General features: G+C 26.9%; 16 protein-coding genes. 6 read left to right on the top strand and 10 right to left on the bottom strand.

Annotated features, from left to right (window positions below):
• Positions 1 to 2: 2 nt before the first annotated feature.
• Together APAC_RS11400 and APAC_RS11395 are read right to left on the bottom strand one after the other, a co-directional pair.
• Positions 3 to 644 carry a carbonic anhydrase gene (locus tag APAC_RS11400; protein WP_130234222.1) on the bottom strand — a complete coding sequence of 214 codons (642 nt, stop codon included), beginning with the start codon at positions 642 to 644 and terminating at the stop codon, positions 3 to 5.
• Complete coding sequence (locus APAC_RS11395) at positions 638 to 1,738, bottom strand: aminotransferase class I/II-fold pyridoxal phosphate-dependent enzyme (RefSeq protein WP_188353763.1); 1,101 nt, start codon at positions 1,736 to 1,738, stop codon at positions 638 to 640. The genes APAC_RS11400 and APAC_RS11395 overlap by 7 nt, the downstream gene beginning before the upstream one ends.
• Positions 1,739 to 1,987: 249 nt before the next feature.
• Here APAC_RS11395 and APAC_RS11390 point away from each other — a divergent pair, with 249 nt between their 5' ends.
• A complete protein-coding gene (locus APAC_RS11390) occupies positions 1,988 to 3,166 on the top strand; it encodes a YbfB/YjiJ family MFS transporter (protein ID WP_130234220.1) in 1,179 nt (392 codons plus the stop codon).
• Here APAC_RS11390 and APAC_RS11385 read toward each other — a convergent pair.
• From APAC_RS11385 to APAC_RS11370, 4 genes are read right to left on the bottom strand one after another with little or no spacing between them, the layout of a single operon-like run.
• Complete coding sequence (locus APAC_RS11385; protein ID WP_130234219.1) at positions 3,146 to 3,481, bottom strand: YraN family protein; 336 nt, start codon at positions 3,479 to 3,481, stop codon at positions 3,146 to 3,148. The genes APAC_RS11390 and APAC_RS11385 overlap by 21 nt on opposite strands.
• Positions 3,482 to 3,682 carry a sulfur carrier protein ThiS gene (thiS, locus tag APAC_RS11380; protein ID WP_130234218.1) on the bottom strand — a complete coding sequence of 67 codons (201 nt, stop codon included), beginning with the start codon at positions 3,680 to 3,682 and terminating at the stop codon, positions 3,482 to 3,484. It abuts the gene before it with no gap.
• Positions 3,683 to 3,693: 11 nt separating this feature from the next.
• On the bottom strand, positions 3,694 to 4,710 hold the full coding sequence (locus APAC_RS11375; protein ID WP_130234217.1) for an SAM-dependent methyltransferase: 1,017 nt from the start codon (positions 4,708 to 4,710) through the stop codon (positions 3,694 to 3,696).
• Between the two features lie 46 nt (positions 4,711 to 4,756).
• Positions 4,757 to 5,482, bottom strand: a complete 726-nt coding sequence (locus tag APAC_RS11370) for an OmpA family protein (RefSeq protein ID WP_130234216.1) — start codon at positions 5,480 to 5,482, stop codon at positions 4,757 to 4,759.
• A 126-nt stretch (positions 5,483 to 5,608) separates the two neighbouring features.
• Between APAC_RS11370 and pyk the strand changes: the two genes are divergently transcribed.
• Positions 5,609 to 7,051: a pyruvate kinase gene (pyk, locus tag APAC_RS11365; protein ID WP_130234215.1), complete on the top strand. Its 1,443-nt coding sequence runs from the start codon at positions 5,609 to 5,611 to the stop codon at positions 7,049 to 7,051.
• An 18-nt stretch (positions 7,052 to 7,069) separates the two neighbouring features.
• On the opposite strand, the gene APAC_RS11360 is transcribed toward pyk, so the two are convergent.
• Genes APAC_RS11360 through APAC_RS11350 form a run of 3 tightly spaced genes read right to left on the bottom strand, consistent with a single transcriptional unit; the run spans position 7,070 to position 11,785 of the window.
• A complete protein-coding gene (locus tag APAC_RS11360; protein WP_170170163.1) occupies positions 7,070 to 8,260 on the bottom strand; it encodes a TolC family protein in 1,191 nt (396 codons plus the stop codon).
• Positions 8,238 to 9,422, bottom strand: coding sequence for an aspartate aminotransferase family protein (locus APAC_RS11355; RefSeq protein WP_130234214.1), 1,185 nt, complete (start codon positions 9,420 to 9,422; stop codon positions 8,238 to 8,240). The genes APAC_RS11360 and APAC_RS11355 overlap by 23 nt, the downstream gene beginning before the upstream one ends.
• Before the next feature lie 53 nt (positions 9,423 to 9,475).
• Entirely contained in the window at positions 9,476 to 11,785 is a 2,310-nt protein-coding gene (locus tag APAC_RS11350; protein WP_130234213.1) for a fatty acid cis/trans isomerase, read from the bottom strand.
• A 95-nt stretch (positions 11,786 to 11,880) separates the two neighbouring features.
• Between APAC_RS11350 and APAC_RS11345 the strand changes: the two genes are divergently transcribed.
• The 4 genes from APAC_RS11345 to APAC_RS11330 all read left to right on the top strand — a co-directional run bounded on the left by APAC_RS11345 (position 11,881) and on the right by APAC_RS11330 (position 15,444).
• Positions 11,881 to 12,759 carry an aspartate carbamoyltransferase catalytic subunit gene (locus APAC_RS11345; protein ID WP_130234212.1) on the top strand — a complete coding sequence of 293 codons (879 nt, stop codon included), beginning with the start codon at positions 11,881 to 11,883 and terminating at the stop codon, positions 12,757 to 12,759.
• A gap of 1 nt (position 12,760) precedes the next feature.
• Positions 12,761 to 13,726, top strand: a complete 966-nt coding sequence (locus tag APAC_RS11340) for an aminodeoxychorismate synthase component I (protein WP_130234211.1) — start codon at positions 12,761 to 12,763, stop codon at positions 13,724 to 13,726.
• A gap of 66 nt (positions 13,727 to 13,792) precedes the next feature.
• Positions 13,793 to 14,821, top strand: coding sequence for a Cj0069 family protein (locus APAC_RS11335; protein ID WP_130234210.1), 1,029 nt, complete (start codon positions 13,793 to 13,795; stop codon positions 14,819 to 14,821).
• A gap of 53 nt (positions 14,822 to 14,874) precedes the next feature.
• Entirely contained in the window at positions 14,875 to 15,444 is a 570-nt protein-coding gene (locus APAC_RS11330; RefSeq protein WP_130234209.1) for an aminotransferase class IV, read from the top strand.
• Here the strand turns inward: APAC_RS11330 and APAC_RS11325 are convergent.
• Complete coding sequence (locus APAC_RS11325; protein ID WP_130234208.1) at positions 15,426 to 16,067, bottom strand: transglutaminase-like cysteine peptidase; 642 nt, start codon at positions 16,065 to 16,067, stop codon at positions 15,426 to 15,428. The two genes, APAC_RS11330 and APAC_RS11325, sit on opposite strands and share 19 nt — an antisense overlap.
• Positions 16,068 to 16,082 lie beyond the last annotated feature (15 nt).

The raw sequence follows: 16,082 nt of genomic DNA, 5'->3' as shown, positions 1-16,082 counted from the left end.
ATCTAATCTTCCTTTAGTGTTTCAAATGAACATTTTTCACCATCATAATATTCAATATTACCATCTTCAATTCTGTAATACCAACCATGAATTTGTAGTTCACCATTTTTAACTTTTTTTTCAATATATGGAAAAGTAAGTAGGTTTTCCATTTGATGAACAATAGAGATTCTTTCTGTTGTTCTATATAATTTTTCCATATCAGATTTATCTCTAATTGCTAGAAGTGTATACTCTTTTGCTCTTTTCCCTAGTTCAAGCCATTTATTAACTTGAGCAAGTTCAGGAGTATTACTTAAGTCTGTATATAAACTTTTACAAGCTCCACAGTGTGAATGACCACAAACAATGATATGTTTTACTCCAAGTACATTTACTGCATATTCAATAACAGCTGAAGTTCCATGATAATCATTGTCTAGATTATAAGGTGGAACAAAATTACCAACATTTCTTAATATAAACATGTCCCCTGGCTTTGTATCAAGCATTAAATCAGGTGTAACTCTACTATCTGAACATCCAATAAAAAGTATTTCAGGTTTTTGACCATTCTCAACTAAATCTTTTACATCACCTTCAAATTTAGGAAAACTTACTTCTCTAAATTTTTTATTTCCTTTTATTAAATCATTTATTAACATTTATTTAACTCTTTTAATATTTTACATACATTATTTAGATTTTCTAAATCCACATCAATTTTTGCAATAAGTCTAATAATTGCTTCTTTTACAGTTGGTTGTCTAATTGCTCCAACTAAAAACCCATTCTCTTTTAAAATAGTTTGTATATCTTTAACTTTTTTATTATCTCCAATTTTTATTGGAATAATAAGACTTTGTGATTTAATATTTAATACCTCATCAATAACTTTTAAATTTTCTTCAATTCTCTTTTTTAAATCTTCTTTATTTTCTTGAATAAAGTTTAATGATTCTAATCCAAGTGCAGTATCAAAAAGTGATGGTGCAGTTGAATATATGATAGGTTTAGCTCTATTTGTTAAAAAATCTATTATCTCTTTTGAAGCTAATATATATGCTCCATATGAACCATAAGCTTTGCCTAATGTTCCCATTTTTATATGGTTTATTGTTGGGGTAATTTTATATAAATCAAAAATACCTAATAAGTTTTCTCCAATAACACCAGAACTATGAGCTTCATCAACTATTAATAATGAGTTTGTTTTTTCTGCTATTTTAAATATCTCAATAGGTGCTAAATCACCACCCATAGAATATACACCTTCAATAGCAATTATATTTCTTCCTTTTCTACAATTATTATTTAGTTTTTCTTCTAAGTCTTTAAAGTCATTATGATTGAAAATAATAACTTGTTCAGATTTTAAAAGTTTAGTAGCTAGTATTCCACTTGCATGATACTCTTCATCAATAAAAAGAGTGTCATTTTTTCTGATTAATGCTTCAATCATAGATATATTTGCTAAAAAACCTGAACCAACAGTTATTGCTGCTTCAAAATTGTTGACTTCACATAATCTATCTTCAAAAATTTTATGAATAGTTGAGTATCCATTTACAAGCATAGATGCTTTAGGTCCATGATATTTCTCTTTTAAGACCCTATTATAAGCATTTTCAAAAATTTTTTTATTTGCAGATAATCCTAAATAATCATTTGATGCAAGATCAATTAGATTTGTGTCATGTAGATCTCTAGTTCTGAAACGATTGGATTTTTTAATTGATGAAAGTTCTTTTAAATACAAAAAAATCTCCATAAGTATTTACATATTGTATCTATTTTTTAATAAATGTGAGGTAAATTTTGTAATTTCCAATTATTGCTAGTCTTTTGCTACTATGAGAGATTATAATTAACCTCTACTAATTTTATATACAAGTCGATAATAGTAAGAGGTGTTTTTTTTGCGACCTTCACCTCTTACTCTTATTTTACTATTTTTAAGTATAAATATCCAGAAAACAGAATATAATATGATAAAAATAGGATGTTTATGCATAACTTTTTTGATAAAAATTCAAATTTTAATATTATATTAGCAGGTATTATAAAACTATTTATTGGGGTTGGAATTGCTCGATTTGCATATACAACACTACTTCCTAATATGTTAGATAATCAAGTATTAACATTAACGTTTTCAGGGATTTTAGCTTCTATTAATTATGTTGGATATTTAAGCGGAGCTATTTTTTCAATCTTTATAAAAAGTTTTCAAACAAAAGTAAATCTTTTTAGATTTGGTGTTGTTTTTTGTATTTTAACAACAATTATTTTAGGTATTACTACAAATGAAACTATATGGCTTATTTCAAGACTAATTGCTGGATTTGCAAGTGCTATGTTACTTGTTGTTGGTGCAGCTATTGTAATGGTTAAGTTAAATTATGAAAATAAAACAAAAGCTATGGGACTTTATTTTATGGGAATAGGAATAGCTTTAGCAAGTAGTGATTTAATAAGTAGATATATCTTAGATAGTTTTAATTGGCAAACTTCTTGGATAGTTTTAAGTGTAGTTGGTAGTTTATTAGCTTTTTATCCTTTATATATTTTATCTTTTGATAAAGATGTTAAAACAAAAAATGAAAAACATCCATTTGATACTTCTTTATTCACTCCTTTTGTAATACTTCTAATTTTTGCATATTTCACTGAAGGCATTGGTTTTGTAATTCAAGGAACATTTTTACCGACAATTATAAAATCAATTGAAGGAATGGAAGATTATGCTGCTTTATCATGGCTTGCTGTTGGATTAGCTGGAATTCCTTCATCAATTATTTGGATGAGGTTAGCTCATAAATATGGAAGTGTAAATATTATAATTATTGCAATGAGCTTACAAGTTATTGGAATACTTATTCCTACAATATTCACTTCACTTATAGCAAGCCTTTTAAGTGGTATTTTATATGGTGTGACATTTGTTGGACTTGTCGCACTTTTTATGAATTTTGGTGGAAAAATTGCATATAAAAACCCTGTTGTATTAATGGGAGCTTTAACCACTGCTTATGGAATAGGGCAAGTTACTGCACCTCTTTATGCTGTATATCTAACACAAAAGTTTGGTTCATACGACTATACCTTATACTTAACTGCGTTTATGGTTTTTATTGGAGTTATTGCTTTATTATTTGCTAAAAGATTAAAGAGTTATATTCTCTAAGAACTCTATATCATTTTCAATTACAATAATTACATCTATGCAATAAGCATTTGTAATTTTTTTTGTTTGAATATAGTAGTCTAAACTTCTTTTGATTTTTGAGAGTTTTGAGTGTGTAATATTATTAATTGCAGTTTCATAATCACTTGCAGATTTTACTTCAATGAAGTGATAGATATTATCTTTTATTGCGATTATATCTATCTCTCCAAGTTTTTTTGCGTAGTAGTTTTGTTCAATTATTTTAAAACTAGTATCTTCCAAAAAAGATATGGCTTTATTTTCAGCCTCATCACCTTTTTGTTTAGTATTCAATCACCCACCACCAACAAATTGTAATAGTTCAATTTTATCATTTTCTTTTGGAGTAAAATTATTCCAATCATCTTTTTTTACAATATTCATATTAACAGCAGCTGCCATTACTTTATCTTCAATTTGTAAATCAGTTATGATATTTTGTAGTGTCGAATTTTCATTAAAATCTTTTGTTTCACCATTTACAATTATTGTCACAATATTCCTTTTTAATATTTTCTTACATTTAATATTTTAAATCTATCACCCATGCCAGTTGGTTCAAGTAGTACTTTTACCTTTTGAGTCTCTTTTAAATAAACATCTTCACTAACATTAGCTTTTAGTATCTCTAAAAGTTCAATTATACCAAAATCAACTAAGGCTTTTAATTGAGTGTCAAATTTTACTTCTATGTTTTCTTTTTGTGTCTGTTTGAAACAATCACTTAGATAATTAAAATGAACATCATAAGTTATATCACTTTTTTTATATAATTTTTCTAAATCTAAGTCTTCTTCAAAAATAGGATAGACATTGTGCTTTTCATAAACCCTTGTGCTAAAATCATTTCTTGGGTATCTATCACCATAATCAAAAGTTAGAAATTCGAACTTTTTGATGTTTTCACATAAAGTATCTACAAAAGATTTATAAGAAAGTGCAACCTCTCCTTTTGTAATAGAGTACTTTTCACAATGTTTTATAATCTCTATATCTTCACATTTTTCAAATTTTATTTTATGATTATCAACAAATGCAATTTGAAGTTCATTTTTATTATTAGTATAAACTAAATCACAATCAAAAGCATCAAAAATTTCATTTGCAACTACAAATGCATTTTCTAATTTTACTTCATTTATATCATTGTAGTGTTTTAAATTTATTATATCACCAAAAGACTCTTCTAAATAGTTTTTTTGTTGTGTTTGTAGTTTTTCATATCTTTCAACTATTGCAAAGTTTAGTGTTTCTAAAAGTTGTGGTTTTAGAGTATAAATAAACTGAATAATATCTGCAAATAAATATCCATGGTGAGCACCAACTTCAACTAAAGTTGTGTTTGTTGGTAAAAAGCCATCTTCTATAGTTTTTATGATTTTTTTTGCAATTGCTCCACCAAAAAATGATGAAGTAGAAACAGATGTAAAGAAGTCTCCATTTTTACCTATTTGTTTATAGTTAGAGTAGTAGCCATCACTTTCGTACAGCCATTCATTAAAATATTTATTAAATCTTTTCATAAATGGATTGTATCAAAAGTGATGTAAATAAATAGAAAAAATCTATTTATTTACAAACATCAATTACAGATTGTTGATTAGGGTATAAATATACTTCAACTCTTCTGTTTAATGCCATATTTGTTGCATTGTTATTTGGAGCTACTGGTTTATCAAAAGAACACCCTTTTGAGAAGATTTGGTTTTGAACTCCACTTGAGTAGATTATATTTCCTACATTTGATGCTCTTTGTTCTGATAAATTTGCATTATATGAATGGCTTCCTCTATTATCTGTATGTCCTACAACTTGAACTAAAGTATTTGGATATTTTTGTAAAACAGAATTAATTTTTGCAATTTTAGCTTGAGCACTTGGTGTTGGTGTTGCTGAATTTGTTTGAAACATCATATCATCTCTAAACATAATTTTTACGTACGTATCTGTATTTGAAACAATTAAATCTGCATTTGGGTCAAGTGCTGCATTTGGATTATTATTTACATTAGTATTTAAACTATCAGCTACTTCTTTTGCTTGTTTATCCATACTATAACCAATTGCTCCACCAATTGCTGCACCTGCAACTGCACCAATCACTTTATTTCTACTTTTACTTCCTCCACCAATGTTATTACCTAAAACTACACCAGCAAGAGCACCAACAGTTGCCCCAATAATAGCTCTTTGGTTATCATCAATAGTTTGGTTACCCGTAGTTCCTGCACATCCAGTTAGCATTGCAGCAATTGCAACTGAAGAAATGGCTGTTTTATAATTGAATAATTTCATTTTTATCCTTTAAAAATTTTATGAATTATTTTAACATAACAATTGTGAAATAAAAGTTGTACAGGTTTAGTAACTACTATGTAATAGATTTGTGATATAATTATTACCATTTAAAAAGGAGAAACTATGGAAAAAAGAACAAAAATATTAGCAACTTTAGGGCCAGCAAGCCATAGTGTTGAAGTAATTGAAGGACTTATAAAAGCTGGTGCAAATATGTTTAGATTAAACTTTTCACATGGTAGTCATGAAGATCACTTAAAAGTATTAAATAATATTAGAACTGCTATGAAGAATCTTAATACAACTGTTGGAGTATTACAAGATATCTCAGGACCAAAGGTTAGAATTGGAGATTTAAAGGAACCTTTTGAATTATTAAGAGGAGATATAATTACATTTCTAAAAGATGAAATTGTAGGATACAAAGAAGCTGATAAAAAGTATGTAGTATCTATTAATTATCCTGATATTTTAGACAAAATAAAAGTAGGTGAATATATCTATTTATATGATGGAACAATTAGAGCAAGAGTAATTGAAACAGAAGATGAGGTTAAAGCACAGATTGAAAACCATGGTATTTTATCATCTAAAAAAGGAGTGAATTTTCCAAATACTGTAATTGATATTGATGTAATTACTAAAAAAGATGAAAAAGATATTGCTTGGGGTGTTGAAAATAAAGTAGATTATTTTGCTATTTCATTTGTGCAAAATGCAAAAGATATGCAAAGAGCAAGAAATTTATTAGGTGATTATAGTGGTAAATTAATTGCAAAGATCGAAAAATTCGATGCAGTTGAAAATATTGATGAGATTATTGAATCAAGTGATGGACTTATGGTTGCAAGAGGTGATTTAGGAATTGAAGTTCCTTATTATGATGTTCCAACAATTCAAAAAATGTTAATCAAAAAAGCAAATAGCGTAGGAATGCCTGTAATTACTGCAACTCAAATGCTTTTATCAATGACACAAAATGAAAGAGCAACAAGAGCTGAAATTTCTGATGTTGCTAATGCAGTATTAGATGGAACTGATGTCGTTATGCTTAGTGAAGAGAGTGCAGTAGGGGTTGACCCAATAAATGTAGTTACAACTATGAGTAATATTATTGCAAAAACTGAAGATATGTATAACTACGGAAAACAAACACGATTTGAGCATTTAGATGAGTTTGATAAAATTCAATCAGCAGTTACAAGTTTAGCAGATGATTTAGGGGCTGATGGGATTTTAGCTCTTACAAGCTCAGGAAAATCTGCGTTTAAGATGTCAAGATATAGACCCAAAACTCCAATTTTAGCCTTTACTCATAAAAAAAGAGTACTAAATGGACTAAATGCAATTTGGGGAGTTGAACCAATTGCAATTATTAAAGAGTCTCAAGCTTCTAAAATGTTTCAAAAGATGTTAAAAGAGCTTGATAAAAAAGCACTATTAAATAAAAATGGATTATATATTGCAACTGTTGGTTATCCAGTTGGAATGCCTGGAAGTACAAATACAATTAAAATTTTAACTCCATCAGAGATTGAGTATTATTTAAATTTCAGTGCTAAGTAAAAAATGATGTAAAACTTCTTAATGAAGTTTTACATACATTTCAAGTAGTGTTAGTTGTTTGTCTATTTGATAAATCTCTTTATCAAATTTCTTTATTTTTGCAGAGTTTTGTAGCGTATCTAAATCACTTTGCGTTTTAAGTTCAGCCTCTTTTTCTTCTTTTATAATTGATAAAATAGAGTCATAAACCTCTATATCTTCATTTGTAATTTTTATTCTTTCTTCTATCATATCTAATTTTTGTAAATTAGTTTTGAAAAAGTTTTTTTCATCAGTAATAGTTGTTTCTAAACTTAATTTTGATTTTAAGTAATCAATTTTTTTACTTTGGATGTCATTAAAAGTTCTACTATCAAGTGGTACATTAATTGTTAAACCGTAAGTTTCGCTATTTTCTTTTATATTTTGATTATCTGTATCATGATATTTTGAATAATTATAGTATGCATTTACACTTGGTAGATATTTAGCCATAGTCATAAAAGAATAATTACCTTTTTTTTCTATGTCTGCTTTTGCTTTTTTAATTTCAATATTATTCTTTAAAAACTCTTCTTTTGAAAACATTTTAAAAATTGGCAATTCAAAGTTTATATACTCTTTTGATGAAATTGAGTTAAAGTTATTTATTAAATTCTCTTTTTGATATTTTAAATCAACAAGAGTATGTTTTGTAGTATTTAATGTCAAAAGTGCATTATCTAAGTATGAAGCATCTAAAAAACCATTTAGTACTTGCTCTTTTTTTCTATTAACATCTATTTTCGCATTTTGAAGTGTTAATTGAGCTTTTTGAATATTTAAATCTGTTTTTTTGATATTAAAAAGTATTTCAACGGCATTTTTAATTAACTCTTTTTTTTGCTGATCAATTTCAAGTTTTGCATAATCATAAGTAGAATCTGCATATTTAATTGCTTTATATATTCCACCACTTTGAAAAATAGGTTGATTTATAGAAATTATAGATTGGTCAGTATTAAACTCTTCCCCAAGATTTTTTTTATATTGATATGTTATTGGATTAATCCAATCTTTTTTTAGTTTAGAACTGTCTTCTTTTATTTGTTCATTAGAAAGCTCAATTATTTTTTTTCTTGGGTCTGATAAAATTGAATCATCATAAATTATAGGTTCAGCAAAAAGATTTACTGAACCAAATAGTGTTAATAAAGCTAGTGTTTTTTTACTTGATTTTGTCAAGTGCATTTTGTAACCTTTTAAATCCTTCATTCATCTCTTCTTTTGAAATAGTTAGAGGAGGAAGAAGTCTTAGTGTATTTTTCCCAGCTTTTAAAACTAGGACACCACACTCAAATGCTGATTTTATTATTGCTGCTAGTGTATCAGCATCTTTTACTCTAAGTCCTTTGATTAATCCTAAACCAACATTTTGAGTAAATAGCTCACTATTATTTTTATATATTTCATTTAATTTATCATTAAAATAAATCATTGTTTCATCTAAAGTTCCTGCATCTTTATGCTCTTCAAGAATATTTAAAACTTCAAGTGCAGCAGTTGTTACTAAATAGTTACCTCCAAAAGTAGAACCATGATCACCTGGACTAAAAATATCTTTATGTTTAGTTAGGACTGCTCCAATAGGAACACCACCACCCAAACCTTTTGCAAGTGTAATAATATCTGGTTCAATTTCATATAAATTTGAAGCTAAGAATTCACCTGTTCTATAAACACCTGTTTGAACTTCATCAATGATTAATAAAATCTCTTTTTCTTTTAAAAATTTAGCTAATTCTTGAACTTCTTGTTTATCAAATGGTTGAACTCCACCTTCACCTTGAACAAGTTCAATCATAACGGCAACTGTTTCATCATCAATTGAGCTATATAAATCTTTAATTGCATTTTTATAACTAAATCCATCTGGATAAGGAGAAAAATGTGATGCATGCATTGATTCTTGACCAGTTGCTTTTACAGTTGTAATAGTTCTTCCATGAAAAGAGTTTTCTAAAGTTAAAACTTTATATTTTTTGTTTTTAAATTTAGTCTCTCCATATTTTCTAGCAATTTTAATAGCACCTTCATTTGCTTCAGCACCACTATTTGAGAAAAATGTTCTAATATCATAACCTGATAATTCAGCAAGTTTTTTAGCTAGCATTGCTTGTGGTTCAATTGCATATAAATTTGAAATATGAGTTATATTTGAAACTTGCTCATAAATCTTATCTGCAACTCTTTTATTTCCATGACCTACACTAACTACTGCAATTCCAGAAGTAAAGTCTATATAATCTTTGTCTTGGTCATCAAAAAGTGTTGCATTTACACCTTTTTTAAAATTCACATAATTTCTTGCGTACGTATGAAGTACATAATCTTTATCAATTTGCTCTAACATCTATTTTCCTAAAAGTTTTTAAAATTTATGAATGATTATATCTAATCATATATTTAATCTAAGTCATTTATTGCTTTATCATAATATCTATTTAAATCAAACAGTCCAAATTTTAGTTTATCTTGCTTTTTAAACTCATTTGTAAACCAATCATAAACATCCCAAAACTTTGGATTTGCTCTATTTATTGCATATTTTAGTAGTCTTTTCTTATGCTCTTTTGTATCTTGATAATCATAAATTAAATTAAAAAAATCACTTAATTCATTTTGTTTTACTACTACAAAAATATTAGGGTAAGATCCTATAAAACCTTTAATAAAATTGATTCTATCTTTTTTAGCATCTAATCTTCCCTCCTCGTCAAACATAAGTGCTACATTATCATGCCATCTATTTATTACCATTGAGTAAATAAGTGAATTTCCGTCATTTAACTCAATTTTTATATATGCCAAATTGGATTTATCATTTGTATAGTTTTGAATTAGTTTTGAGTTATTTGGTAAAGTTAACATTTTTAATGTTTCATTTATCTGATCTATATTTTCATAATTTTCTAATATATTTGAAGGCCGATAATCCTCTTTTATATAATTTATTTTGTCTAATTCTGTGTTTGTGTATTTTAATACTTTATTTACAAATTCTTTTTTATAGTTAGTTGTTTCATAATTAATACTTGTTTGGTTTTTAGATGGAACATAATAAGTGAAGTATCTAGCAATCCATCCTTTATACCAAGAGTTAAAATACTCTTTTCTACTCTCTTTTGGTAAAAACTCTAAAAAATTAGTTTCTCCCTCAATTCTTAGTCTATCCATATGTTTTCGCACTAAAAATTGATGCTGTGTACTTCCAAATACATCAAATCCTGCAACTAAAGAATAGTAAAGTCTCTCTAATAGTGGAAAATCAATAAGCCAAAGAGTTCTTGGAATATCACCCAATGCACCTTTATGAACTGATGCTGAATCAAAGTGTCTATAAATAGTTAGTATTGCATCATTTTGTTCTTTTTGATTGCCTTTCCAAATAGCTTCAAATGGAATTCCATTTTTGTAGTATGCATTATATATAGCATTTTTGCTTTTATAGTATTCAACAGCTTGCTCATAATTTTCAACAACTGAAAATGTCTCTATTAGATTTGGATTATCTCCATATTTATTTGGAATAGATAAATTATGTAAATTTGCATCTAAATAGTATTTATTTTTTACAGCTAAGTCATATTTTGGGTCCATAAACATAACCCAAAAGTGGTCATTTATTACATTTAGAGCAATTTGACCTTTACAAACAGGACCTCTAATATAAGTCATAATTACATAATGAATATCATCAAGTAAAAATTGATATCTACTAATTGAGGGTATTTGTTTAAAAGTTTTTAGTGCATTTGTAGAAATTCTTGAATCATATGGAGGCATATATGGTTTTTCAATCCATTTAGGTTTTATAAAAAGTTCATTGTATCTTTTAAGTTTTTCATCATTCATTTCATAAACCATATGGGTTTTATGAACGATTGTTGATTTTATAAGTCTAAATCTATAATAGAAATCATCTTCAATTTTATCATATGGAAATCTTGTTGCTATTATTTGTACAGGACCAGTTTTATTTTTAGCTCTAACTAATTCAAAGAAGTTATTACTGTTTTTATCAAAAGAGATATGTGCTAAAAAAAGATGTTCATATATATATCTAGCACTTACTTGATTTTTAATATTTGAATTATTAAAAAAATTTTCAAATCTTTCTATCATATCCTTTTCATTTTTTAGTATTTCAAATTCTTCATCACTATTTAAATCTTTTTGTTTTAACCAAGAAGTCAAAAGATTATGCTCTTTTTGTGAAATTACTGGAAATCCGTAAGGCATACCATGATATGGTTTTTCTTCTAAGTAATCATTTAACTCATTTTTATTTTGAATACAAGATAATTCATCTGTTTCAGGGGAATAGGTTCCTTTATTTAAAGGATTATTTTGTTTTTGTTTTAACAGTTCAATCATAATTGAACTTTGTAAATCCTCTAGAGTATCACTAACAGAATAGAAATTCTTCTCTCTCCACTGTTTTTCATTTAAAGCATCTACAAAAAGTCTACTAGGAGTAATGGCTTTTAATCTATTCTCATAAATAGATTCTTTGTTTGCGCCTCTTTTTAAACCTTCAAATGAAGAAAGCTTTAATTGACAAGGTGAGTTATAGCAAGAGTGACATGTTACACATCTATTATCTAAGATAGGTTTTATATCTTTGATATAAGAAATTTGAGCATTTTCATTTGCAAAAATAGTTTTTGTAAAAAATAAAAATATTAGTAAAAAAAAGGGTATTTGTAACTTCATAAATAAATCCTAAAATATAATCAAATATATTATACAGAAATTTAAATTTTTAAACTCCTTTTTGCTAAAATCAAAACTAAAATTAAAGGAAAAAAATGCAGCATTTGATTAGAACTTCTGACTTTTCTAAAGAGGAAATTTTAGGCCTTTTTGATGACGCTAGAGAGTATTTAAAATTTGAGCCAAATGAAATTTTAAAAGGTAAAATTATAGTAACTTTGTTTTTTGAAAATTCAACAAGAACTAGAAGTTCATTTGAAATTGCAGCTAAAAGATTAGGTGCTGAGGTAGTATCGCTTGATGTTGGAACATCTTCAACTTCAAAGGGTGAAACTATTTTCGATACAGTTGCAAATATTAATGCAATGAAACCTGATGCAATTATTATTAGACATTCTGAGTGTGGATTACCTGAAACTTTAACTGGATTTGTAGATTGTCCAATTATTAATGCAGGTGATGGTAAACATGCCCACCCAACTCAAGCATTACTTGATTTATTTACTATTTATGATCATTTTGAAGGTCAAACTGATGGTAAGAAAGTTGCAATTGTAGGTGATGTTAGAACTTCAAGAGTAGCAGGTTCAAATAGAAGATTACTTCCTAGATTTGGGATGGAAGTATGTTTTGTAAGTCCTGAGTGTTTTAGATACGAAGGTGATGATTTTGCAACTTATACAAGTTTAAATGATGTAATTGATGAACTTGATGTAATTATGAGTTTAAGAACACAGCTAGAAAGACATAATCAAGTATATTTTGAATCTTTAAATGAGTATGCAAAAGATTTTTGTATTACAAGTGAAGTGATGGGTGATAGAAATATTTTATTATTACATCCAGGACCAGTAAATAGGAATGTAGATATTTCTGATGAAATGTTAAAAGACCCTAGAAATAAAGTATTAGAGCAAGTAACAAATGGTGTTGCAATTAGAGCAGCAGTTCTTAAAAAACTAATATTAGGTTAATTTGAACACAGAAAATTTAAAAGAGATCCTAAATAATTATGGCTCAGCCAAAGAGCCATTTTTATTTGTGATATCCTATGATTTATCAAAGTTTTATATAAAAAAACTATGTGAGCTTCCTTCACATATAAAGTATGAACTTGATTTTCATGAACCTTTAAAATCAAACCAAAAATCAAAACTTGAAAAATTTCCAATCTCTTTTGAAGAGTATAAAAAGAAGTTTGATGTAATTCAAGAGCATATTAAAAATGGAAATAGTTACTTATTAAATCTAACAAGTCAAACAAAAATAAAAACTAAATATTCACTTGATGAAATATATGAAAAAACACATGCAAAATTTAAATTAAGATATCAAAATGAAAATGATAATTTTGTATGTTTTAGCCCAGAGAGATTTATTCAAATAAAGAAAAACAAGATTTACACTTATCCCATGAAAGGCACTATTGATGCAAGCTTACCAAATGCGTCAGCTAAAATTTCAGGTGATATAAAAGAGATGGCTGAACATACAATGGTTGTAGATTTACTTAGAAATGATTTGGGAATAGTTGGTTCTAAAGTTAGAGTAAATAAGTTTAGATATTGTGAGAAAATTAATGCTGGAAATAAAAAGCTTTTACAAGTTAGCTCTAAAATATCAGCTCATTTAGAAGAAAATTGGAATGAAAAAATAGGGGATATATTAACTTCTATTTTACCAGCTGGTTCAATAACTGGAACACCAAAGAAAAAAACTATTGAAATACTTGAAAATATAGAAGGATTTGAGAGAGATTTTTATACAGGTGTTTTTGGAGTATTTGATGGAACTAATTTAGATAGTGCTGTTATGATCAGATTTATTCAAGAAGATACAGATGGCAATAAATACTATAAAAGTGGCGGTGGAATTACATGCGATAGTGATGCATCACTAGAGTATCAAGAACTCATTGATAAAGTATATTTACCTTTTTAAAAAATAAGTAACTTTTTTGTAACTAAAATAACATAAAGTTTTACACTAATTTTTTAAAGGTGTAAAATGTATAAGAAAGATACTATATTTATAATTGAGTATTCAAAGGGAAGTGATAAAGGTTTTGATGGGTTTAGGCCAGATACTAAACCTATATTAAATGCTATTTGCGATGCTACAAACTTTAAAACAGAAATTGTTTTTTTCAAACCAAATAAAAAATATCAACTTTTAGAGTATTTAAAGAAAAATGCTCATGCTGTCATTTCAAGAATTAATCCAGGGAATTTAAAACAAGTAGATGAATATTTCCAGTTTTTAAAAGCACTTAGTGATAGTGATATTGAAGTGCATACTCATCCAGATGTTATGATTAATCTTGATTTTAAAGATATACTAGCAAAATTAAAAGATACAAAACTTGGAGATAGAGAGTCATATTTTTACCATCAATTTTCAGATTTTGCTTCAAAGTTTCCCAATGATTTAAAAAAGTATGGAATTAGAGTTTTAAAAACAAATTATGGCTCAACTGGTGAGGGTGTTTATTTAGTTAGATTGCAAGATGATGGTTCAATTATCTCTACTGAAGCTGTTAATAATGAAAAATACTATTATGATGATATTCATGAGTTTATATCTAAATTTGAGAAAAACTTTGAAGAAGATAATGAATACGCTGAATATTTTCAAGGAAAAACAGGTTTTGTTGGTTGTAGATATTTAGAAAGAATTAGTGAAGGTGAAATTAGAGTTTTACTAGTAAATGATAAACCAATTTCTGTTGTTCATAAAAAACCACAAGATGGGGCTTTTTCTGCTACTTTATTTTCAGGAGCTAAATATAACTATGAATCACCAAATGAAGAAAAATGGAAAGATGTAGTTACTTTAACTATAGAAGGATTAAAAGATTTAAAGCCTTACTTAGCAGGACAGAATTATCCTCTTCTTTGGACAATGGATTATATATTAGATTATGATGAAAATGGAAATGATAAATATATTCTCTCAGAAATAAACTGTTCTTGTGTAGGAATAACAACTCAATTACAATATGCAAATGAAGTTGCAAAGGTTTTTGCAAAAAAATAGTGAATAAATAAACTTTCCTATGTTATGATACTTTAAAAAATAAAAAGAGTAAAATGAGTATAAAATATTTTGAAACTATCAAATGTGAAGACTTTGAGATTTTTAATTTAGAGTATCATGAAAGAAGAATAGCTAAAACTATAGGATTAAATCTAAATTTACAAGAGTATATTTATCCTCCAAATAGTGAACTTTTAAGATGTAAGTTAATCTATGATGAATCAGGTATTTTAAGTGTAGATTTTTATCCATATAAAAAAAGAGTTATTGAGACTTTTAAAATCCTTTATGATGATTGTATAGATTATTCTAGTAAGTATTTAAATAGAACTTGTTTGGATGAATTATTTGAATTAAAAGAAGATTGTGATGAAATCATTATTGTTAAAAATGGTGTAGTAACTGATACCTCAATAGCTAATATTGCTGTGTATTATGAAAATCAGTGGTATATTTCAAAAGAGTCTTTACTTGAAGGTACTACAAAATCTAGGTTGATTAAAGAAAAAAATTTAATAGAAAAAAACATCACAGTTGAGATGTTAAAAAAATCAGAAAAGATAGCTTTATTAAATGCAATGATTGATTTTGATGTAATAGAAAATTATTCATTAAGAACATAAACTCTGTTTAAAAGTTTTTCCCATTTATTCTCTTTTCCCCATTTAATTCTAACTTTTTTAGTAAAACCTTCAGGGTTAAATCTATAAGAATCTATTTCATTGAATGCAAACTTGGGAATTAACTTTTTTCTTTTTGTAAAGGGAATTACTTTAAAGCTAAGATTATCTAATACAAGTGGTGTTGATTTTATATTTTCTAAGTATAAAAGTACCATATGAGAATCTCTTTGACCTTTTATATCAACTACAGCAAAATATAGTTTTTCTTTTGGAATTCCTAGTTCAAGAAGTGTAAAATACTTTGTTATTGCATAATCTTCACAATCACCATGGCCTTGAATTAAAAACTCTTTAGGTGTTGCCCAATAATCAATTGATGAGTTTTCTGCTAAGTCATAGGCTGGTAATATTTTATTAACAAAAGAATTTATATGTGATAATTTTCGAATTAAGTTATAGTCTTTAACTTTTATTTTTAGTTCTTCATATTTTTTTAACCTATTAACTATAAAAGGCTTCTTTACAGACTTATTAATATATTTTATATCTTTTTTATTTAGTTTAAATTCATAGGCATTTAATGTGAAAGCAAATAAAAAAATAAGGATAATAGTTCGTTTCATTCGATATAATATCAA

Source organism: Malaciobacter pacificus (genome assembly GCF_004214795.1).
Taxonomy (GTDB): Bacteria; Campylobacterota; Campylobacteria; order Campylobacterales; family Arcobacteraceae; genus Malaciobacter_A; species Malaciobacter_A pacificus.
The sequence above is the reverse complement of the archived record's forward strand: the minus strand, read 5'-3'. Positions and strand labels throughout refer to the sequence as shown.